We start from the raw sequence: 19,764 nt of genomic DNA, 5'->3' as shown, positions 1-19,764 counted from the left end.
CGGCGACCCTCCTTCCGGAAGCTTAGCGACCGATCAGGAAAATAGAGCGTCCTGAGTCCGTCCTGATGTCACTTCCCCGCTTCTCCTCCGCGAAAACTGGTGCCGCACGGGGAGTTGACCGACCGGTGCCGCGCTCCTACGTTTTAGCGAACGCTCAGTAAGCCCCCGGTCGACGGCGGTGCGTCCGCCTCGTTCCGAGAGAGGAACCCATGAGCCAGGACTCCCCCGGCCGTCCCGGCCGCCGCGTGGCGGGCCCGCTGGACGGCGTGCGCGTGGTCGAACTGGCGGGGATCGGCCCCGGCCCGTTCGCCGCCATGCTCCTCGCCGACCTGGGCGCCGACGTGGTGCGGGTGGACCGGCCCGGCGCCCCGCCGCCCGGCGGCGATCCCGCCCACGACGTGACCAACCGCAACAAGCGCTCCGTACTGGTCGATCTCAAGTCGCCCGCAGGACCGCCGGCGGTGCGGGCGCTGGCGGCGCGCGCCGAGGTCCTGCTGGAGGGGTACCGGCCCGGGGTCGCGGAGCGGCTCGGGGTCGGCCCCGAGGAGTGCGCGGCCGTCAACCCCGCGCTGGTGTACGGCCGGATGACCGGCTGGGGCCAGCGAGGCCCCCTCGCGCCCCTGGCCGGACACGACATCGGCTACATCGCCACCGCGGGGGTCCTGGGCATGGCCGGCCCGCCGGACGGCCCGCCCGCCGTCCCCGCCAACCTGCTCGGCGACTACGCGGGCGGCTCCCTCTACCTGACCACCGGTGTCCTGGCCGCGCTGCTCACCGCCCGCGCCACCGGCCGCGGCCAGGTGGTGGACGCCGCGATCGTGGACGGCGCCGCGCACCTCACCGCCCTGTTCTGGGGCATGCTCGCCGAGGGGACCTGGCAGGACGCCCGGGGCCGCAACCTGCTCGACGGCGGCTGCCCCCACTACGGCGTCTACGAGACCGCCGACGGCGGCTGGATGGCGGTCGGCGCCCTGGAACCGCGGTTCTACGCGGTGTTCACCGCCCTGCTGGGCCTGGCCGGCGAGGAGCTGCCGGACCGCGCCGACCCGCGCAACTGGCCCGAGCTGCGGGCCCGGTTCACCGCCCGGTTCAAGACCGCCACCCGCGAGGAGTGGACGGCGGTCTTCGAGGGCACCGACGCCTGCGTCGCGCCCGTGCTCTCGCTGCGCGAGGCGGCCGGACACCCGCACCTGGCCGGCCGCGGCACCTACACCGAGGCGTACGGCGTCACCCAGCCCGCCCCCGCCCCGCGCTTCTCCGCCACCCCCGGCACCCTCAGGCTGCCCCCCGCCGTCCCCGGCGCCCACACCCCCGACGTGGCGCGCGACTGGGACGTGCCCGAACTGCTGGAGGACCACCGCTGATGGAGCTGTCCTCACCCCTGGCGTACGCCGGCGATCCGCGCGAGGCCGCGGACCGCGCCGCCGCCCTGGAGTCCGCGGGCCTCGACGCCGTCTGGGTGGCCGAGGCCTACGGCTTCGACTCCCCGACGATCATGGGATACCTCGCCGCGAGGACCGAGCGGATGCGGATCGGATCGGCCGTCCTCAACGTCTACTCGCGCACCCCCGCGCTGATCGCCCAGACCGCGGCCGGACTCGACGCCCTCACCGGCGGACGCGCGATCCTCGGCGTCGGCGCCTCCGGGCCCCAGGTCGTCGAGGGCTGGCACGGCCGCCGCTACGACCGCCCGCTGGGCCGCACCCGCGAGGTGATCGAGCTGTCCCGGCGGATCTGGCGGCGCGAGGTGATCGAGCACCACGGCATCACCGACCTGCCCCTGCCGCCCGAGAAGGGCGGCACCCTCGGCAAGCCGCTGAAGCTGCTGAACCACCCGGTCCGCGACGCCGTCCCCGTCTACGTCGCCGCGCTCGGCCCGCGCAACGTCCGGATGACCGCCGAGACCGCCGACGGCTGGCTGCCGTTCCTCTACGTCCCCGAACACGCCGACGAAGTCTGGGGCCGGTCCCTGGCCGAGGGCGCCGCGGCGCGCGACCCGGCGCTCGGCCCGCTCGCGGTCGTGGCGGGCGGCCCGCTGGCCATCGGTGACGGCGCCGAGGCCGTCCGCGACCTGATGCGCCCCACCGTCGCCCTCTACGTCGGCGGCATGGGCGCGCCCGGCCGCAACTTCTACCACGACCTGATCTGCTCCTACGGCTACGGGTCCGCCGCCGCCGCGATCCAGGAGCACTACCTCGCGGGCCGCGGGAAGGACGCGGAGGCCGCCGTACCGGCCGAACTGCTGGAGCGGCTCTGCCTGGCCGGCCCCGAGGGCTACGTCCGCGACCGCGTCGAGGTCTTCCGCGAGGCGGGCGTGACCATGCTCGACGTCACCCCCGTCGGTCCTGACCCCGCCCGGCTGATCGAGCGCGTGAGGAGTTGGCTGTGACACCGCGACGAGACCTGTACGGCCCCGACCACGAGGCGTTCCGCGAAACGGTGCGGGCCTTCCTCGCCAAGGAGGTGGCCCCGCACCACGACCGCTGGGAGCAGGAAGGCGTCGTCGACCGCGAGGTGTGGCGCTCGGCGGGCCGGCAGGGCCTGCTGGGCATGGCCGTCGGCGAGGAGTACGGCGGTGGCGGCACCGACGACTTCCGGTACAGCGCCGTCCTCATCGAGGAGTTCGCCCGCGCCGGCGCCTCCGGGCTGGCCCTGAGCCTGCACAACGACATCGTCGGCCCCTACCTGACCCGGCTCACCACCGAGGAGCAGAAGCGGCGCTGGCTGCCCGGGTTCGTCACCGGCGACCTCGTCACCGCCATCGCCATGACGGAACCCGGGGCCGGCTCCGACCTGCAGGGCATCCGCACCACCGCCGCCGACCGGGGCGACCACTACCTGCTCAACGGCACGAAGACCTTCATCTCCAACGGCATCCTCGCCGACCTCGTCGTCGTGGTCGCCCGCACCACCCCCGAGGGCGGCAGCGGCGGGCAGAGCCTGCTCGTCGTCGAGCGCGGCACGGCGGGCTTCGCGCACGGCCGCAACCTCGACAAGATCGGCCAGAAGGCCCAGGACACCGCCGAGTTGTTCTTCGACGACGTGCGCGTGCCCAAGGAGAACCTGCTGGGCGAGGAGAACCGGGCCTTCACCTACCTCATGGGCAACCTCGCCCAGGAGCGGCTGGCCATCGCGGTCGGCGCCGCCGCCGCGGCCGAGGAGGTCCTGGACGTCACCGTGCGGTACGTGAAGGAGCGCGAGGCGTTCGGGAAGCCGCTGGCCGCGCTCCAGCACGTCCGCTTCGAGATCGCCGAGATGGCCACCGAGGCCGCGGTCACCCGCACGTTCCTGGACCGCTGCGTCGCCGGGCACAGCGAGGGCCGGCTCGACGCCGTACGGGCCTCGATGGCCAAGTGGTGGGCCACCGAACTGCAGAAGCGGATCACCGACCGCTGTCTGCAACTGCACGGCGGCTACGGCTACATGAGCGAGTACCGGGTGGCCCGGGCCTTCCTCGACAGCCGTGTCCAGACCATCTACGGCGGCACCACCGAGGTCATGAAGGAGATCATCGGCCGTTCGCTGCTCCGTTGAACACCCCCCGACGAGGAAGGCACCCGAGGTGAGCACCGAAGCGTACGTGTACGACGCGATCCGCACCCCGCGCGGGCGCGGCAAGGCGGGCGGCGCCCTGCACGGCACCAAGCCCGTCGACCTGGTCGTCGGCCTGATCCACGAGATCCGCGACCGCTTCCCCGGCCTCGACCCGGCGGGGGTCGACGACATCGTGCTCGGGGTGGTCAGCCCCCTGGGCGACCAGGGCGCGGACATCGCGCGCACCGCCGCCGTCCTGGCGGGGCTGCCGGAGACAGTGGCCGGCGTGCAGGAGAACCGCTTCTGCGCGTCCGGTCTGGAAGCCGTCAACATGGCCGCCGCCAAGATCCGTTCGGGCTGGGAGGAGCTGGTCCTGGCGGGCGGTGTGGAGTCCATGTCGCGGGTCCCGATGGGCAGTGACGGCGGCGCCTGGGCCCAGGACCCGCGCACCAGCCACGACACCGGATTCGTCCCCCAGGGCATCGGCGCCGACCTGATCGCCACGTTGGAGGGGTTCTCCCGCCGCGACGTCGACGCGTACGCGGCCCTCTCCCAGGAACGGGCCGCCGCGGCCTGGAAGGAGGGGCGTTTCGACCGCTCCGTCGTCCCGGTCCGGGACCGCAACGGCCTCGTCGTCCTCGACCACGACGAGCACCCGCGCCCCGGCACCACCGCCGACTCCCTCGCGAAGCTCGAGCCGTCCTTCGCGGACGTCGGCGAACGGGCGGGCTTCGACGCCGTGGCGCTCCAGAAGTACCACTGGGTGGAGAGGATCGACCACGTCCACCACGCGGGCAACTCCTCCGGCATCGTCGACGGCGCCGCGCTCGTCGCGATCGGCTCGCGCGCGGCCGGCGAGCGCCACGGACTCGTCCCCCGCGCCCGGATCGTCTCCGCCGCCGTGTCGGGGGCCGATCCCACCATCATGCTCACCGGGCCCGCCCCCGCCACCCGCAAGGCGCTCGCCAAGGCCGGGCTGACCATCGCCGACATCGGCCTGGTCGAGATCAACGAGGCGTTCGCCGCCGTCGTCCTGCGCTACGTCAAGGACATGGGGCTGAGCCTGGACCGGGTCAACGTCAACGGCGGCGCGATCGCGCTCGGCCACCCCCTCGGCGCCACCGGCGCGATGATCCTCGGCACCCTCGTGGACGAACTGGAGCGCCGGGACGAGCGGTACGGCCTCGCCACCCTGTGCGTGGGCGGCGGCATGGGCATCGCCACGGTCGTCGAACGCGTCTGAGGCCTTCCCGACGGATCAACGACGGATCAACGACGGATCACCAGGAGCGCACCCGCATGAGCACCGAGTCCACCGCCATCCGCTGGGAGCAGGACGACACCGGCGTCGTCACCCTCGTCCTCGACGACCCCGGCCAGTCCGTCAACACCATGAACGCCGCGTTCATCGACTCGCTGGACGCCGTCGCGGCGTGGCTCGCGGAACGCCGCGACACCGTCCGGGGCGTCATCGTCACCTCCGCCAAGGAGAGCTTCTTCGCCGGCGGCGACCTGCGCGACCTGATCTCCGTCACCCCCGAGACGGCCGGCGCCTCCTTCGAGGCCGGGATGCGGGTCAAGCGCTCGCTGCGCGTCCTGGAGACACTGGGCAGGCCGGTCGTCGCCGCGATCAACGGCGCGGCGCTGGGCGGCGGTTACGAGATCGCCCTGGCCTGTCACCACCGCGTGGTGCTGGACCGCCCGGCCGCCCGCGTCGGGCTTCCCGAGGTCACCCTGGGCCTGCTGCCCGGCGGCGGCGGAGTGACCCGCACGGTCCGCATGTTCGGGGTGCTGGACGCCCTGCGGAAGGTCCTCCTGGAGGGCACCCGGTACGGTCCGGCGCGCGCCCTGGAGGCCGGCCTGGTCGACGAGATCGCCGCCGACCGGGACGGACTCCTCGCCAAGGCACGGGCGTTCGTCGACGCCCACCCCGTCTCCGCGCAGCCCTGGGACGCCCCCGGGTACCGGATCCCCGGCGGCACCCCGGCGGGCCCGGAGCTGGCCGCCCGGCTCCCCGCCCTCCCCGCGACGCTGAAGAAGAAGACGGGCGGCGCCCCCTGCCCGGCGCCGCGCAACATCCTCGCCGCGGCCGTGGAGAGCTCCCAGGTCGACGTGGACACGGCCTTCGCGGTGGAGGCCCGGTACCTGACGGAACTGGTCACCGGTCAGATCACCAAGAACATGATCCAGGCGTACTTCTTCGACCTCCAGGCCGTGAACTCCGGCGCCGGCCGCCCCCGGGGCGTCGAGCCGCGCACGGTGACCAGGGCGGCCGTGCTCGGCGCGGGCATGATGGGCGCGGGCATCGCCCACTCCTGCGCGCTGGCGGGGATCGACGTCGTGCTGAAGGACGTGTCGGCGCGGGCGGCGGCCCGGGGCAAGGGCCACTCGGAGAAGCTGTGCGCCGACGCCGTCTTTCGTGGCCGCGCCACGCGGGAAGAGGCCGACGCCCTGCTGGCCCGGATCACGCCGACCGCCGACGTCCGGGACCTGGCCGGCTGCGACGTGGTGATCGAGGCGGTGTTCGAGGACACCGGCCTCAAGCACACGGTGTTCCAGGAGGTCCAGGAGGTCGTCACCCCGGACGCCCTGCTGTGCTCCAACACCTCCACCCTGCCCATCACCGTCCTCGCCAAGGGGGTGGAGCGCCCGGGGGACTTCATCGGCCTGCACTTCTTCTCGCCGGTCGACCGGATGCCGCTGGTGGAGATCGTCAAGGGCGAGAAGACGGGCGACGAGGCGCTCGCGCGCGCCTTCGACCTGGTGCGGCGGATCGGGAAGACGCCGATCGTGGTCAACGACTCGCGCGGCTTCTTCACCTCCCGGGTCATCGGCCGCTTCCTCGACGAGGGCGTCGCCATGGTCGGCGAGGGCATCGACCCGGCCTCCGTCGAGCAGGCCGCCGCCCAGGCCGGTTACCCGGCCAAGGTCCTCGCCCTGATGGACGAGCTGACCCTCACCCTCCCGCGCCGGATCCGCGAGGAGACCCGCCGCGCGGTCGAGGCGTCGGGCGGCACGTGGCAGCCGCACCCGGCGGACGCGGTGGTCGACCGCATGATCGACGAGTTCGGCCGCCCCGGACGGTCCGGCGGCGCGGGCTTCTACGACTACGCCGGCGGCCGGCGTGCCGGGCTCTGGCCGGGGTTGCGGGAGCACTTCACGGATCCCGCGAAGCGGCCCGCCGACCTGACCGGGACGGCGGAGCGGATGCTCTTCGTCGAGGCGCTGGAGTCGGTGCGCTGTCTGGAGGAGGGCGTACTGGTCTCGGTGGCCGACGCCAACATCGGCTCGCTGCTCGGCATCGGCTTCCCGCCGTGGACGGGCGGCGTGCTGCAGTACGTCAACGGCTACGACGGCGGGCTGCCCGGCTTCACGGCCCGCGCGCGTGAACTGGCCGGCCGGCACGGCGAGCGCTTCGCCCCGCCCGAGCTGCTGCTGCGCAAGGCCGAGCGGGGCGAGACCTTCACCGACGCCTGATCCGCCGCGAGGCCCGCACCGCCCGCCGCCCGGCTCCCCCGGGCCCATAGCGGGGGCCTCTCGCGCCCCGGTCTCCCCAGATGTTCCCTTCCGACCCGCAAGGAGGCCCCGATGACACCGGCACCGGTACCCCGCACCACCGCCGGCCCGCCCGACGACCCGGCCGACCGGACCCTGCCGCAGCTGCTCGCCCGCAACGCGGACGAACACCCCGGGCTCCCGGGCCTCTCCTGGCAGCCGGCGGACCCGGACGGCGACGGCGACGGCGGCTGGACGACGCTCGGCTGGGCGGAGGTCCACGCGCGCACCCGCAGCCTCGCCGCCGGCTACCGGGCCCTCGGCGTCGGCCGTGGCGATCACGTGCTGCTGATGATGTCCAACCGGCCCGAACACTGGCTGTCGGACCTGGCGCTGGTCCGCCTCGGCGCGGTCCCGGTGAGTGTCTACGGCACCGCGGCCCCCGAGCAGGTCACCCACATCGCCCGCAACTGCCGGGCCCGGCTCGCCGTCGTCGAGGGGGCGGCGCGGGCCGCCGTGTGGGAGCCGCTGCTGGCCGACGCCGGCACCCCGCTGGAGCGGCTGGTGGTGGCCGGGGCGGGGGCGGAGGGCGGCCACGTCCCGTACGCCGCCCTGCTCCGCGAGCCGGAGCCGCAGGGGTTCGCCCGGGAACTGGACACCGCCCGCCCCGACGACCCGCTGACCGTCGTCTACACCTCCGGCACCACCGGCGAACCCAAGGGCGTCGTCCTCACCCACCGCCAGGTGATGTCCAACGCCCTGGCGCTGGACGCCGTGGTGGAGCTGCCCCCGCACGTCGAGCACATCTGCTACCTGCCGTTCGCCCACATCGCCGAGCGGATGCTGGGCATCTACCTGCCCTGCCACCGGGCCTCGCACGTCTACCTCTGCGCCGACCCGACGCGTGTCGGCGAGGTGGTGCGCAAGGTGCGCCCCGCGCAGTTCTTCGGCGTGCCGAGGATCTGGGAGAAGCTGTCCGCCGCCGTGCGGGCCGTCCTGTCGCTGATGCCGGCCGAGCAGCGGGCGGTCATCGACCAGGCGTGCGAGGTCGCCCGCGAGCACGTCGGGTACCGCGAACGGGGCGAGCAGCCGCCCGCCGCCCTCGAGGAGCGCTACGTCCGCGCCCGCGAGGAGGTGCTGCGGCCCCTGCTGGCCGCGGGCGGTCTGGACCGGGTGACCTGGTCGGCCAGCGCGTCGGCACCGATGTCCGTCGACGTGGTGAGGTTCTGGGCCGGTTTCGGCGTCGTCGTCATGGACGCCTGGGGGCTGACCGAGACCGCCGGCGTGGCCACCAGCAACAGCCCGAGGACGGGCTTCCGGCTCGGCTCGGTGGGGCGCCCGGTGGAGTCCGTGGAGATCCGCGTCGCCGAGGACGGCGAGATCCTGGTGCGGGGTTCCTCCGTCTTCTCCGGCTACCTCCAGCCGGACGGCTCGGTGCGGTCCGCCCTGGACGCCGACGGCTGGCTGGCCACCGGCGACATCGGCCGGATCGACGAGGACGGCTACCTGTGGCTCACCGACCGGAAGAAGGAGCTGATCATCACCTCCACCGGCAAGAACGTCTCGCCGGCCCTCGTGGAGAACGCCCTCAAGGAGCACCCGCTGATCGGCCAGGCGATGGTGCACGGCGACAACCGTTCCTACCTCGTCGCCCTGCTGGTGCTCGACGCGGAGACCGCCCCCGCCTGGGCCGCGGCCAACGGTGTCCGGGCGGACGGGGGAGCGGCCGGGCTGGCACGGCACCCCGCCGTCCGGGCGGAGGTGGACCGGGCGGTGGCCGCCGCCAACGCCCGCCTCAACCGCACCGAGCAGGTCAAGCGGTACGAACTGCTGGCCGGGGAGTGGAGTCCGGCGACCGGCGAGCTGACGCCGTCGCTGAAGATGCGGCGCCGGGTCATCCGGGACAAGTACGCCGACGAACTGTCCGGCCTCTACCGGGACTGACCCTCCCGCACTCCCGTGCTCCGGTACGGCGACGGCCGCCCGCGTCCTCCGGAGCGGGCGGCCGTCGCCCGCACCGGGCCGGCTCAGAGACCGTAGGTCTTGCCGATGACGTCCCGCTGGATCTCGCTGGTCCCGCCGTAGACCGTGGAGACGACCGCGGCCCGCAGGTGGCGCTCCATGTCGAACTCCGTGGTGTAGCCGTAGCCGCCCATCATCTGCATGCCCTCCAGGGCGGCCCGCTTGGCGGTCTCGGTGGCCTTCAGCTTGGCCATGGACGACTCGCGCGGGAAGGGCCGGTCCGGCCGGGCGTCGCAGTCCAGGGCCACCTCGCGCACCAGCAGCCGGGTGCACTCGATCTCGGTGGCGAGATCGGCGATCCGGTGCCTGAGCGCCTGGAAGGAGCCGACGGGCCGCCCGAACTGCTCGCGTTCACGGACGTGGGCGAGGGCGTCGTCGAAGGCGCGGCGTGCCAGGCCCAGCATGTTCGCGGCCAGGAAGAGCCGCTCGTGGTTCAGGCCGGCCATCAACTGCCGCCAGCCGTGGCCGACCTGGCCGACGACGGCGTCCGCGGGCAGCCGTACGCCGGTGAGGAAGACGTCGTTGACCTCCCGGCCGCGCATGGTCTCGATGCCCCGCACCGACACGCCCGGGGCGTCGGCGGGCAGGTGGAACATGGTCAGACCGCCGTGCTTGTCCTCGCCGGTGCGGGCCACCAGCAGGATGCTCCTGGCGCAGTGGGCGTTGGAGATCCAGGTCTTCTGCCCGTCGATCACCCACGTGCCGTCCCGCTCCCGCCGGGCCCGGCAGCGCAGCGCGCCGACGTCCGACCCGGCCCCCGGCTCCGACATGGCGATGGCCAGGACGTCGCCGCGCGCGGCGCCGGTCAGCACCTCCCGCCGCTGCCGCTCGGTGCCGAACCTCTCGTACGCCTTCGCGGTGATGACGGTGGTGACGAACCCCCCGCACGGGACCATGCCGTACGAGGTCTCCTCCAGGAAGAGGCAGGCGTCGGCCAGCCCGCCGCCGGCTCCCCCGTACTCCTCGGGCAGGCACACCCCGAGCCAGCCCAGGTCGGCGAGGCGTCCGTACAGCCCGGGGTGGTGGGCCTCCCGGCCGCCTCCGGTCAGCGCGTCGCGCTGTTCCCGGGTGCCGCACTCGCGCTTGGCGAAGTCGCGCACGGCCGCGGCGAAAGCGGACTGTTCCTCGGTGAGTCGACTGCCCATCAGGTCCTCCGGGATCCGGTGAGTCACGAAGATCTGGGTTACAGAGGTCTGAGCCACGAAAATCTGAGTTACAAAGATATGCTACTTGTTTCACCATCTCTCGGGGAGCCGTTCGCCGGTATCGTGGGGAGCACCATGAGAACTGACACGAACGACTCCTGGCTCGCCCGGGCCCTCGCCCAGCCGGAGCCGGAGGACCGGACGGCGCGGCGGATCCTCGACGCGGCCCTGGAGCAGTTCAGCCTGCTGGGGCTGCGCCGTTCCTCGGTGGACGACGTCGCCAAGCGGGCCGGCGTCTCCCGGGTCACCGTCTACCGGCGCTTCCAGACCAAGGACAAGCTGGTCGAGGACACCCTGCTGCGCGAACTCGGCCGCTTCTTCCAGGAGCTGGACTCGGCGGTGGCCGCGCTGCCGACCATGAGGGAGCGGGTCGTCGAGGGCTTCGTGGCCGCCCTGCGCCACACCCGCGCCCATCCGCTCTTCGGCGGCCTGCTGCGCCTCGAACCCGAGGTGGTGCTGCCCTATCTGACCGTGCAGGGCAGTTCCTCGCTCACCGCCACCGTCGAGTACCTGACGGCCCATCTGCGCCGCGCGCAGCAGGCCGAGGGCCGCCCCGACGAGGACCCGCGCCCGGTCGCCGAGCTGATGGTGCGGGTCGCCGTGTCCTTCCTGCTCAACCCCGCCAGCTGCATCGAGATGGAGGACGAGGACCAGGCCCGGGCCTTCGCCCGCCGCTACCTGGCCCCGTTGCTGGACGCCTGAACGGCCGGACCGCACCCGTCCCCGGGGCCCGGCCGGCCCGGTGCCGTCCGGCCGTTCAGCGGCGCCGGTGCAGTGCCCGGGCCAGCCGCACCGCGCGCTCCCGCGTGGCGGCCGGGACCGCGAAGGAGGTCAGCGCGACCGGCGGGGCGAACCGCCGCACCGTCACCGACTGCACGGCGGTGAACGCGCGCAGCCCCTCCGCGCCATGGATCCGTCCGAAGCCGGAGTCCCCCGAACCGCCGAACGGCAGCGCCGGTACCGCCGCGAAGCCCAGCACCGAGTTGACCGACACCGCCCCCGCGCGCAGCCGCGCCGCGATCGCCGCGCCGGTACGGCCGCTCCGGCAGAACACCGCGGCCCCCAGGGCGTACCGCGAGGCGTTGGCCCGTTCCACCGCCTCGTCCACGTCGGCCACCGGGTTGATCGCCACGACCGGCCCGAAGGTCTCGTCCGTCATCGCCGCCGCGTCCTCCGGTACACCGGTCAGCACGACCGGCGCGACGTAGGGGGCGCGAACCGACTCGGGCCCGCCCAGCAGGGCCCGCGCGCCCGCCGCGACCGCGCCGGTCACCTGCCGCTCGACGACCGCGACCTGCCCCGGCAGCGTCATCGGGCCGTAGTCGGCGTCCGCCCCGGCGCCCGGGCGCAGCGCCCGCGCCCGCTCGGCCACCCGCTCGCACAGCTCCGCGTGGACCGGCCGGACCGCGTAGACGCGCTCCACCCCGGCGCAGGTCTGCCCCGCGTTGCCCATCGCGCCCCACACGATCGCGTCGGCGGCGGCGTCCAGGTCGGCGTCGGCGGTGACGATCACCGCGTCCTTCCCGCCGCACTCGGCGAGGAACGGCGTCAGCGTCTCGGCGCACACCGCCATCACCTCGCGGGCCGTCGCCGGCGAGCCGGTGAACGCCAGCTTGTCGACCCCGGACCGGGCCAGGGCGTCCCCGGTGGGCGCCGCGCCGGTGACGGTGGTGAGCAGCCCGGCGTGCCCGGGGACGGCGGCGTCGAACAGCCCGGCCAGCAGCACCCCGGTGCCCGGGGTCAGCTCGGACGGCTTGAAGACCACGGCGTTCCCCGCGGCCAGGGCGTACCCGATGGAGCCCATCGGGGTGTAGAGGGGGTAGTTCCAGGGGCCGATCACGCCGACCACGCCCATCGGCCGGTGCACCAGCGAGGCCCGCTGGTGGACGGCGAACAGCCCGGTGCCCGCCTTCCGCCGACGCAGCACGCGTCCGGCGTTGCGGGCGGCCCAGCCCAGGTGCTCCAGGGTGAGGACGACCTCCAGCGCGGCGTCGCCGGCCGGCTTGCCGGTCTCCTCGGCGATGGTGCGGGCCACGGTCTCCAGGTCGGTGGCGAGGGCCTTCTTCCAGCGCAGCAGGTGGTCACGGCGCCGGGACGCGGGCAGCGCCGCCCAGCCGGCCTGGAGGGTCCGGGCCCGGGCCACGGCGCGGGCGACCTCTCGCGGCCCGTGCGCCGGGTGTTCGGCGATCGGCTCGCCGGTGGCCGGGGAGCGCGTGGTGAAGGTCGCGACGCCCGGTGCGGCGGCGGAGGCGGTGTCGGTCATCGGTTCTCCTGACGGGGAGCGGGGGGAGCGGACGACCGCGCCGGGGCGGAGTCCCGTTGCGGCGGCGCCCCGTCCCCGGGCGGGGCCGGGGGACGGGAGTGCGCCCAGTGCGGGCCCAGGTCGTCCAGGGTCCAGCCGAAGGGGTAGGAGCGGGCCTTGAACGTGTACGGGAACCACTCCGGCCGCCCGGGCAGCAGGCGGATCAGCGCGGCCCTGGCGCGGAAGGCGCGGTGGACGGCGGCCCGCAGCAGGCGCGGCTCGGGGCGGAAGCCGAGCGCCTCCAGCAGCGGTTCGTCCAGGAGGGCGAGCAGGACCCGGGAGACCGGCCGCCGCACCGGGGCCGGATACCAGGAGGCCAGCACCCGCAGGGTGGCCGCGGCGACCCTGCGGTTGGCGGGGTCGTAGGCGAACATCTCCCGTTCGTAGTCGTCGTGGAGCCGCTCGAACGCGGCGTAGGTGCCGGGCACGCCGGACAGGCCCATCATCTCCCCCATCCGCCGGCCCACCAGCGCCAGGCTCTCGGTCTCCTGCCGGGACAGGCGCCGCCAGCCGAACCGGTCGATCCACCGCTTCGGCCCCACCACCGTGGTGGCCAGGACGTAGAGGAAGTCCTCGTCGAGGATCCGGTAACGGCCGTGGATGCGGTTCAGCAGGTGGGCGGCCGCCCGGCCGTGCTCGGAGTCCAGCCCCTCGCGGACCATCTCGTACGCGATCAGCACCGTGTCGTCGTACCGTTTCTGACCGGCGCGCTCGAACTCCTGGGTGCGGTCCAGGAGCCGGGAGATGCGCGGGACGCCGTAGTCGCGCAGGAACGCGATCGACGTCCCGTGCAGGTAGTCGCGGGGGAACTCGTACCGGGTGATCCACCGGTAGATCCGCTCGAAGTCCCGCTGCGGGTCCATCTGCCGGATGCGGCGGAGCCGGCTGTAGCGGCCCATGAGTGATCCCTCCTCATGAGGGTCCGTCCCTGGGGAGCCCCCCCTGTGGGTCGACCCTGTGAGTCGCCCCTGTGAGTCGATGATACTGAAACTATTGAGTTGTTTCATGGGGCGTCAAGACTCCGCACAGGACGGACGCCCGCGCCGCCGGGACGGGGGCACGCCGCCGGGACGAGGGGGGCGCCGCCGGGACGAGGGGGCGCGCTCTGGCCGGCCGCCCCGCGTCCGGCACAACTCCCCCCTGCGGCATGGCTCCGCCTTCGCAGGGCACGCGGAAGTCACATCTCAGAGTGAGGAGTTCCACCATGATGATCGTCGGCATAGTCGCCGTGTGCGTCGCCCTCGCCGTTCTCGCCTTCCTCCTGCCGCGCCTGTCCCACCACCCGCAGCGCGGCACCCAGCGCACGCTCGGTGCCGGGTCACGGACCGGTGGCAAGGCTCCCGGCGTTCTCGGCCGCGCGCTCAGCAAGCCCTTCCGCAGCAGCTCCAAGGCCGTCGGCCGCAGTGGGTCGGCGGGCCGTCGGGCCCGTGGCCACATGCCGTTCTGACCCGCACCCGCGCACAGAGAGGATCCTCAGTGGACGAGTCGTCAGTGCGGGCGGTGGGCTGGGCACGCTCCCTCCCGATGAACACCGGACCGAAGGCGGCGCGCGACTGGGCGCGCGAACACCTGGAGAACCTCGGGTGGACGCGCGCCCGCTCCCAGACGGTGGACGACGTGCTGCTGACCGTCTCCGAACTGGTCACCAACGCCCACCTGCACGCCCACTCCACGGCCCGCCTCGTGATGACCTGGGACGGCCGGTGTCTGCACATCACCGTGCACGACGACGACACCGCCCTGCCCACCCCCCGCGAGCCCAGCCGCGACGGCCTCGGCGGGCGCGGCATGTTCCTCGTCGACGCCCTGGCCGACGACTGGGAAGCGCGCCCCTGCCCCCACGGCAAGGCCGTCACGGTCTGCTTCTGCCCCTCCGCCCCCACGGCCGAGTCCCGCTGACCCGCACGCACCGGCCGGTACGTCTCGTCGGCGAAAACCCGGGTATCCGCGAGTCCGGAACACCGTCACACGAAGTCCACGAAGTCCACGAAGTCAGGGAGTCCCTGTGCCGTCCACCGATGTCGTCGAGCTCATCCTGCGGGACCACCGCCGCATGGAGGACCTCTTCCGCGTCATGCGCAATGCCGAGGCCGACCGTGCCGCCGCCCTGAAGGAGTTCGCGGATCTGCTCATCGCCCACGCCTCGGCCGAGGAGGACGAGGTCTACCCGGCGCTGCGGCGGTACAAGAACGTCGACGGCGAGGACGTCGACCACAGCGTGCACGAGCACCACGAGGCCAACGAGGCGCTGTTGTCGCTGCTGGAGGTGGAGGACACCGCGTCCGACGCGTGGGACGAGGGGCTCGAAGAGCTGGTCACGGCGGTCAACCACCACGCGGACGAGGAAGAACGCACCCTCCTCAACGACGCCCGGGAGAACGTCGGTACGGACCGCCGCGCCGAACTGGGGCAGAAGTTCCTGGAGGCACGCGCGCGGTATCTGGAATCCGGCTGCGGCAGCGTCGAGAACGTGCGCGCGCTGGTGGCCGCCGCCGACGACTGACCCCTCCCGGCCCGGAAGGCGAAGGAAGAATGACCAGCATCCAGCAGACACCGGATACCGCGGACGGCGCGCGGGACGGCGGGTCCGGCGGTGAGCGGGCCGTGCGGATACGGCGTCGGCTGGAGCGGCTGATCGGCATCGCGGCCACCGAGGGGAACGAACTGGTCGCCCTGCGCAACGGCGACGAGATCTTCCCCGCCATGCTCGACGCCATCCGGTCCGCCGAGCACACGGTGGACATGATGACCTTCGTGTACTGGAAGGGCGCCATAGCCCGCGAGTTCGCGCACGCGCTGGCGGAACGGGCCCGGGACGGAGTCAGGGTGCGCCTGCTGCTGGACGGCTTCGGCAGCCGGCTGATCGAGAAGGACCTGCTGGAGGAGATGCGCCGGTCGGGCGTGCAGGTGGCCTGGTTCCGCAAGCCGCTGTACCTGTCGCCCCTCAAGCAGAATCACCGCTGCCACCGCAAGGTGCTGGTCGTGGACGAACGGACCGCCTTCACCGGCGGCGTGGGCATAGCCGAGGAGTGGTGCGGTGACGCCCGCGGCCCGGGCGAGTGGCGCGACACCCACGTGCGGGTGCGCGGGCCGGCCGTGGACGGCGTCGCGGCGGCGTTCGCGCAGAACTGGGCCGAGTGCCACGACGAACTGTTCGACGAGCGCGACCGGTTCACCGGCCACCGCCCGCAGGGCGGCGCGGTGGTGCAGGTGGTGCGCGGTTCGGCCAGTTTGGGCTGGCAGGACATGCAGACCCTGATGCGGGTGATGATCGAGTCGGCCGAGGAGCGGTTCCGGCTGGCCACCGCCTACTTCGCCCCGGACGCCTACTTCATCGAACTGCTGTGCGCCGCCGCGCGGCGCGGCGTCGAGGTGGAGATCCTGCTGCCCGGCCCGCACACCGACAAGCGGGTCTGCCAGCTGGCCGGACAGCACTTCTACGAGGATCTGCTCGCCTGCGGGGTCAGGCTCTACCAGTACCAGCCGACGATGCTGCACACCAAGGTCATCACCGTGGACCGCACGGCGGCCCTCGTCGGTTCGACCAACTTCAACCGGCGCTCCCTCGCCCACGACGAGGAAGTCATGCTCGCCGTCCTGGACGAGGAGTTCACCGCGACCCTCGACGCCCACTTCGACGCCGACACGGAGGCGAGCCGGTTGATGCGGCCCGGCCGCTGGAGAAGACGCAACCTCCTGCAACGCGCCCGCGAGTACGCGGTCCAGCCCATCCGCCGCTATCTGTGACGCCCCGCCCGCCAAAGACGACGACCGCGCCCGGCAAAAGCCGCCGGCAGCGGGGACGACCGGGCCGTATCCGGTCCGCCCGGCCGTCCACGAGGTGACCGGCCGGTGCGCCGCTTCCCCGTTCGCGACCGGCGTCCCCGGCCTCCGCCACCGCCCCGCCGAGGTCCGGCCGGGGACCGCGGAAGGCCGCCTCGCGCCGATCGGGCCGGGGCGGTCTCGCCGTACCCCGCCCGCCCGTCGCGTTCGCTCCTTCGGGGGCACGGCGTTTTCGTCCGCCCCGGCCGGTCGGCCCGAGTGATTCCCGTGTGCCTTCCGCCACGCCTCCCGTCCCGGAGCGACGGGCCGTCGTGGCCGCGGCACCCGCGCCCGCGCAGGCGTTGGCGGACCACCCTTCCGGCCGCGTCCGCCACCGCGTATACCGTGGTCTCCGCTCGCCCCCGCCGGCGGCTCCCTCGTCGGCCACCACCGGCCGCACCCGGCCGCCGTACGGGGGAGAACGCGAAGGGCGCCGACCGGCCCGGCCCCGGCCCCGTCCACTCGCCCACCGCGCTCCCGGAACAGGAACAGGAACCGCATCATGGTGAACGACGACTCGGTACTGGACGCTCCGGTGGGCCGGTCACTCGACGGCCGGCACGCGCACCTGGCCCGGCGTCTGGGCCGGGCGGCCACCTACCTCACCGGCGTGGCGACGTTCTCCGCCGTGCCCGCCGACCCGGACGAGGGGGACTGGGCAGATCTCGCCAGGTTGCTCGGTCCGGGCGGCTTCGCCGACATGTTCGACTGCCCGGCCGTTCCCCCGCCGAGCTGGGAGCCGGTCTTCAGCCTCGAGGGCCGTCAGATGATCCGGCCCGGTGACGGCCGCCCCGGCCCACCGGGCCCGGAGTCCGGCACCGAGGTGGTCGAGCTGGGCGCGGACAGCGTGCCGGAGATGCTGGATCTCGTCGCGCGGACCGAGCCGGGGCCGTTCTGGCCGCGCACCCGCGAGCTCGGCACTTACCTGGGTGTCCGGGTCGACGGCACCCTGGTGGCGATGGCCGGGGAACGCCTGTGCCCTCCGGGGTGGACCGAGATCAGCGCTGTCTGCACCGCTCCCGAGGCACGCGGGCAAGGCCACGCCGCCCGTCTCGTCAGCGCGCTCGCCGCCCGCATCACGGCGCGTGGTGACCGCCCCTTCCTGCATGTGGCCGAGGCGAACACCGGCGCGATCGCCCTGTACGAGCGGCTCGGCTTCAAAACCCGCAGGGCGGTCACCTTCCGGGGCTTCCGCGCTCCGTGACGTTCCGCGCCGGCGGTCCGCCCGAAGCGGCGGCCCGGGCCGCCTCGACGAGGCCGGGAGCGGAGCGCTCCCGCTGTACGGCGGTGCCGACCGCACCCGTCGACGGGCTCGGCGCCGTGGCGGGCCACGGGCTCGGCCGCCTGCTCAAAGCGGTGCCCGCGGGCCGGCCGCGATCGTCCGGCGCCGACCGCGCCGCAGTCCCGCCACGGGCGTCGGTGTCCGGCCGCCACCCCCTCCGCCCGCCGCTTCGCCTCGCCTCCATCCGGCCGCGTGCGGCCCGGACACGGCCGGTGGCCCGGTACCAGGAGGCGGCCAGCACGACGGCGAGGGCGGCTTCGACCAGGTCACCGCCGTAGTACATGACTTGGGCGCCGGTGTGCAGGTCGGCTGCCGCGAAGGCGGTGCCGGGCGGCTCGACCGCGTACAGGGACTTGGCGAGCACGGCGTGCGCGGCACCGGCGGCCAGCAGGGTCGCCCCGCGCACAGTCAGGCTCCAGCGGCGGCGTACCGGGTCGAGCTGACAGACCGCGAAGGTGAACAGCAGCCCCGCCGCCAGGACATGGGCGTGGACCACCGCGTGCGGCCACACATGGTGCCGCGTGCCGGCGAACATCCCGGTCCGGTACAGCAGCCACAGCCCTCCGACGTCGAGCAGGGCCGCCGCCGGAGGGAAGACGAGCCAGCCCGCGGCACGGGAGTGGGCCAGCGCCAGCAGCCCCCGCCGCGCGGTTCCGGGGGCCAGGGACCGCAGGGCCAGGGCAAGAGGGCGGGCGAGGACGATCAGGAGGGGAGCCGCCATGCCGATGATCAGGTGCTGGACCATGTGGGCGGTGAACGCACCGCCCGGCAGCGAGCCCGCCACCGCCCAGGCCAGGCCGGCGCTCCCGGCCGAGAACGACGCGTCGCGCCACCAGGGCCAGGCGTCCCCGCGGCGCCGCAGCCGGGACGCGGCCGCCACATAGACGATGGCCGCCGACAGCGAGGCCACCGCGGTGAGCGACCCCACCGGGCCAGGGCCCGTCCCCGCCCCGGGATGGACGTGCGCGAGCATCACGATGCCGCCGGGGCCCGGCCACGGCGGGCCGCGCGGACGGCCAGCCCCACGCCGGTCAGCAGCAGCACCAGTCCGCCCAGGTTCCACGCCCAGTCGTAGGGCGTGACGTCCACGCCGTAACGGATCTGGTGCAGGCGCAGCAGTTTGTGGTCCACGATCCCGTCGTACAGCTGGAAGACGCCCAGGCCCAGGAAGAAGCCGGCCCAGGCGTGGGCCGGGGCCAGGGCGCGGCGGCGGCGCAGATCGGCGAAGAGGAAGAATCCCGCGACCAGGGCCAGCAGCTCGGCGGTGTGCAGCAGCCCGTCCGAGAGCAGCCCGACGCCGGGAGTGGAACGGTCGTAGAAGTGGTGCCAGCCCAGGACCTGGTGGAAGACGATCTCGTCGACCGCGGCCATCACCGCTGCCCCGATCACCCCGCACACCACCATCGACCCGCGCGGCTCGGGCCGCGCTCCGGGGACCGCGGGCGGGTGGCCCGATGCGCTCATGACTCTGCCTCCTGACACGGACACGTCTGCTGCTCCGTACGCCTACCCGTCGCACCGGATACGAGCCCGCCGGTCACCGCATCGGAGTGAGGGCCGCCGGGCGACGGGGATCACGGCGCCGGCCGCCGGGTACCCGCGGCGGCACGACGACGCGCGCACTGGGGCAGGGGCTCGTCACCGGGTCCGCACCCACCGCGCCGCCGACCACACCCGATCGGTGCCATCGGTGCCCTGCTCGTGCCGGCCGACACCGAGGAGGGGCCGGCGTCGCCGCGGGCGGTGTGGGGCCTCGGGGGTGCCGACCTGGCTGTCGTACACCGTTGCGGGCGACCGCACCCGTGCGGGTCAGCCCCTGGAGGAGGCGTTTGGACCGGCGGCAGACCACCGGCCTTCGACCGTGAGGCACACAAGCAACGCGAACCGTCGAGCGGTGCATCAACCGCCTCGAACAGTGGCGCGGCATCGCCACCCGCTACGAGAAGACCGCGGCCGTCTACCTCGCCGCACTCCACATCGCAGGCATCTTCCTCTGGTCCGCCCGATGATCCAAACGAAACCGCCTAGCTCGGAAGGCTGCCGGCTGAGCGGCTTCATTGCAGAGCGCGGCGTGGCCCTTCCCAGATGGTTCGGGAAGGGCC

At 73.9% G+C, this 19,764-nt stretch carries 17 protein-coding genes and 2 pseudogenes; 14 read left to right on the top strand and 5 right to left on the bottom strand.

What is annotated here, in order from left to right; genetic code table 11:
- Nucleotides 1–209: 209 nt before the first annotated feature.
- The 6 genes from ACY1JF_RS13565 to ACY1JF_RS13540 all read left to right on the top strand — a co-directional run bounded on the left by ACY1JF_RS13565 (nt 210) and on the right by ACY1JF_RS13540 (nt 8,973).
- Nucleotides 210–1,364 (top strand): CaiB/BaiF CoA transferase family protein, encoded by a 1,155-nt coding sequence (locus ACY1JF_RS13565; RefSeq protein WP_462705330.1) that lies wholly within the window; start codon nt 210–212, stop codon nt 1,362–1,364.
- A complete protein-coding gene (locus ACY1JF_RS13560) occupies nt 1,364–2,389 on the top strand; it encodes an LLM class F420-dependent oxidoreductase (RefSeq protein ID WP_462705329.1) in 1,026 nt (341 codons plus the stop codon). Before ACY1JF_RS13565 ends, ACY1JF_RS13560 begins: the two co-directional genes overlap by 1 nt.
- Nucleotides 2,386–3,534 (top strand): acyl-CoA dehydrogenase family protein, encoded by a 1,149-nt coding sequence (locus ACY1JF_RS13555; protein WP_462705328.1) that lies wholly within the window; start codon nt 2,386–2,388, stop codon nt 3,532–3,534. The genes ACY1JF_RS13560 and ACY1JF_RS13555 overlap by 4 nt, the downstream gene beginning before the upstream one ends.
- Before the next feature lie 28 nt (nt 3,535–3,562).
- Entirely contained in the window at nt 3,563–4,777 is a 1,215-nt protein-coding gene (locus ACY1JF_RS13550; RefSeq protein WP_462705327.1) for an acetyl-CoA C-acetyltransferase, read from the top strand.
- Between the two features lie 56 nt (nt 4,778–4,833).
- Nucleotides 4,834–7,011 carry a 3-hydroxyacyl-CoA dehydrogenase NAD-binding domain-containing protein gene (locus ACY1JF_RS13545; protein WP_462705326.1) on the top strand — a complete coding sequence of 726 codons (2,178 nt, stop codon included), beginning with the start codon at nt 4,834–4,836 and terminating at the stop codon, nt 7,009–7,011.
- 111 nt (nt 7,012–7,122) lie between these two features.
- The gene (locus ACY1JF_RS13540) at nt 7,123–8,973 is read left to right on the top strand and encodes an AMP-dependent synthetase/ligase (RefSeq protein WP_462705325.1); all 1,851 of its coding nucleotides are present in this window, start codon (nt 7,123–7,125) and stop codon (nt 8,971–8,973) included.
- Between the two features lie 83 nt (nt 8,974–9,056).
- On the opposite strand, the gene ACY1JF_RS13535 is transcribed toward ACY1JF_RS13540, so the two are convergent.
- On the bottom strand, nt 9,057–10,196 hold the full coding sequence (locus tag ACY1JF_RS13535; RefSeq protein WP_462705324.1) for an acyl-CoA dehydrogenase family protein: 1,140 nt from the start codon (nt 10,194–10,196) through the stop codon (nt 9,057–9,059).
- A gap of 135 nt (nt 10,197–10,331) precedes the next feature.
- Between ACY1JF_RS13535 and ACY1JF_RS13530 the strand changes: the two genes are divergently transcribed.
- Entirely contained in the window at nt 10,332–10,958 is a 627-nt protein-coding gene (locus tag ACY1JF_RS13530) for a TetR/AcrR family transcriptional regulator (RefSeq protein WP_462705323.1), read from the top strand.
- 55 nt (nt 10,959–11,013) lie between these two features.
- Here the strand turns inward: ACY1JF_RS13530 and ACY1JF_RS13525 are convergent, their stop codons facing one another.
- The gene (locus ACY1JF_RS13525) at nt 11,014–12,519 is read right to left on the bottom strand and encodes an aldehyde dehydrogenase family protein (RefSeq protein ID WP_462705322.1); all 1,506 of its coding nucleotides are present in this window, start codon (nt 12,517–12,519) and stop codon (nt 11,014–11,016) included.
- Nucleotides 12,516–13,457, bottom strand: a complete 942-nt coding sequence (locus tag ACY1JF_RS13520; RefSeq protein ID WP_462705321.1) for an oxygenase MpaB family protein — start codon at nt 13,455–13,457, stop codon at nt 12,516–12,518. The genes ACY1JF_RS13525 and ACY1JF_RS13520 overlap by 4 nt, the downstream gene beginning before the upstream one ends.
- Before the next feature lie 305 nt (nt 13,458–13,762).
- Here ACY1JF_RS13520 and ACY1JF_RS13515 point away from each other — a divergent pair, with 305 nt between their 5' ends.
- From ACY1JF_RS13515 to ACY1JF_RS13495, 5 genes are all read left to right on the top strand, one after another.
- A complete protein-coding gene (locus ACY1JF_RS13515; protein WP_462705458.1) occupies nt 13,763–14,005 on the top strand; it encodes a DUF6411 family protein in 243 nt (80 codons plus the stop codon).
- 77 nt (nt 14,006–14,082) lie between these two features.
- Nucleotides 14,083–14,457, top strand: a complete 375-nt coding sequence (locus tag ACY1JF_RS13510; protein WP_462705320.1) for an ATP-binding protein — start codon at nt 14,083–14,085, stop codon at nt 14,455–14,457.
- Between the two features lie 106 nt (nt 14,458–14,563).
- Entirely contained in the window at nt 14,564–15,061 is a 498-nt protein-coding gene (locus ACY1JF_RS13505) for a hemerythrin domain-containing protein (RefSeq protein WP_462705319.1), read from the top strand.
- A gap of 29 nt (nt 15,062–15,090) precedes the next feature.
- The gene (locus tag ACY1JF_RS13500; RefSeq protein ID WP_462705318.1) at nt 15,091–16,305 is read left to right on the top strand and encodes a phospholipase D-like domain-containing protein; all 1,215 of its coding nucleotides are present in this window, start codon (nt 15,091–15,093) and stop codon (nt 16,303–16,305) included.
- Between the two features lie 577 nt (nt 16,306–16,882).
- Entirely contained in the window at nt 16,883–17,584 is a 702-nt protein-coding gene (locus ACY1JF_RS13495) for a GNAT family N-acetyltransferase (RefSeq protein ID WP_462705316.1), read from the top strand.
- Here ACY1JF_RS13495 and ACY1JF_RS13490 read toward each other — a convergent pair.
- Together ACY1JF_RS13490 and ACY1JF_RS13485 are read right to left on the bottom strand one after the other, a co-directional pair.
- A complete protein-coding gene (locus ACY1JF_RS13490) occupies nt 17,556–18,590 on the bottom strand; it encodes a cytochrome c oxidase assembly protein (protein ID WP_462705315.1) in 1,035 nt (344 codons plus the stop codon). The two genes, ACY1JF_RS13495 and ACY1JF_RS13490, sit on opposite strands and share 29 nt — an antisense overlap.
- A gap of 44 nt (nt 18,591–18,634) precedes the next feature.
- The gene (locus ACY1JF_RS13485) at nt 18,635–19,126 is read right to left on the bottom strand and encodes a DUF2243 domain-containing protein (RefSeq protein ID WP_462705314.1); all 492 of its coding nucleotides are present in this window, start codon (nt 19,124–19,126) and stop codon (nt 18,635–18,637) included.
- Nucleotides 19,127–19,390: 264 nt separating this feature from the next.
- On the opposite strand from ACY1JF_RS13485, the pseudogene ACY1JF_RS13480 reads away from it, so the two are divergent.
- Nucleotides 19,391–19,508 (top strand): annotated as a pseudogene (locus tag ACY1JF_RS13480) (homocysteine S-methyltransferase); the annotation flags it as partial.
- A pseudogene (locus ACY1JF_RS13475) lies at nt 19,499–19,671 on the top strand (IS5/IS1182 family transposase); the annotation flags it as partial. The pseudogenes ACY1JF_RS13480 and ACY1JF_RS13475, both read left to right, overlap by 10 nt.
- Nucleotides 19,672–19,764: the final 93 nt, after the last annotated feature.

The sequence above is a fragment of the Streptomyces sp. SYSU D01066-1 genome, from assembly GCF_054956795.1.
This window is presented reverse-complemented; position numbering and strand designations above follow the sequence as displayed.

What these genes read in the sequence shown, in the direction of transcription:
- ACY1JF_RS13565 (WP_462705330.1), top strand. Translation starts at nt 210, where the DNA reads ATGAGCCAGGACTCCCCCGGCCGTCCCGGCCGCCGCGTGGCGGGCCCG.
- ACY1JF_RS13560 (WP_462705329.1), top strand. Translation starts at nt 1,364, where the DNA reads ATGGAGCTGTCCTCACCCCTGGCGTACGCCGGCGATCCGCGCGAGGCC.
- ACY1JF_RS13545 (WP_462705326.1), top strand. Translation starts at nt 4,834, where the DNA reads ATGAGCACCGAGTCCACCGCCATCCGCTGGGAGCAGGACGACACCGGC.
- ACY1JF_RS13540 (WP_462705325.1), top strand. Translation starts at nt 7,123, where the DNA reads ATGACACCGGCACCGGTACCCCGCACCACCGCCGGCCCGCCCGACGAC.
- ACY1JF_RS13535 (WP_462705324.1), bottom strand. Translation starts at nt 10,196, where the DNA reads ATGGGCAGTCGACTCACCGAGGAACAGTCCGCTTTCGCCGCGGCCGTG.
- ACY1JF_RS13530 (WP_462705323.1), top strand. Translation starts at nt 10,332, where the DNA reads ATGAGAACTGACACGAACGACTCCTGGCTCGCCCGGGCCCTCGCCCAG.
- ACY1JF_RS13525 (WP_462705322.1), bottom strand. Translation starts at nt 12,519, where the DNA reads ATGACCGACACCGCCTCCGCCGCCGCACCGGGCGTCGCGACCTTCACC.
- ACY1JF_RS13520 (WP_462705321.1), bottom strand. Translation starts at nt 13,457, where the DNA reads ATGGGCCGCTACAGCCGGCTCCGCCGCATCCGGCAGATGGACCCGCAG.
- ACY1JF_RS13515 (WP_462705458.1), top strand. Translation starts at nt 13,763, where the DNA reads ATGATGATCGTCGGCATAGTCGCCGTGTGCGTCGCCCTCGCCGTTCTC.
- ACY1JF_RS13510 (WP_462705320.1), top strand. Translation starts at nt 14,083, where the DNA reads ATGAACACCGGACCGAAGGCGGCGCGCGACTGGGCGCGCGAACACCTG.
- ACY1JF_RS13500 (WP_462705318.1), top strand. Translation starts at nt 15,091, where the DNA reads ATGACCAGCATCCAGCAGACACCGGATACCGCGGACGGCGCGCGGGAC.
- ACY1JF_RS13495 (WP_462705316.1), top strand. Translation starts at nt 16,883, where the DNA reads ATGGTGAACGACGACTCGGTACTGGACGCTCCGGTGGGCCGGTCACTC.
- ACY1JF_RS13485 (WP_462705314.1), bottom strand. Translation starts at nt 19,126, where the DNA reads ATGAGCGCATCGGGCCACCCGCCCGCGGTCCCCGGAGCGCGGCCCGAG.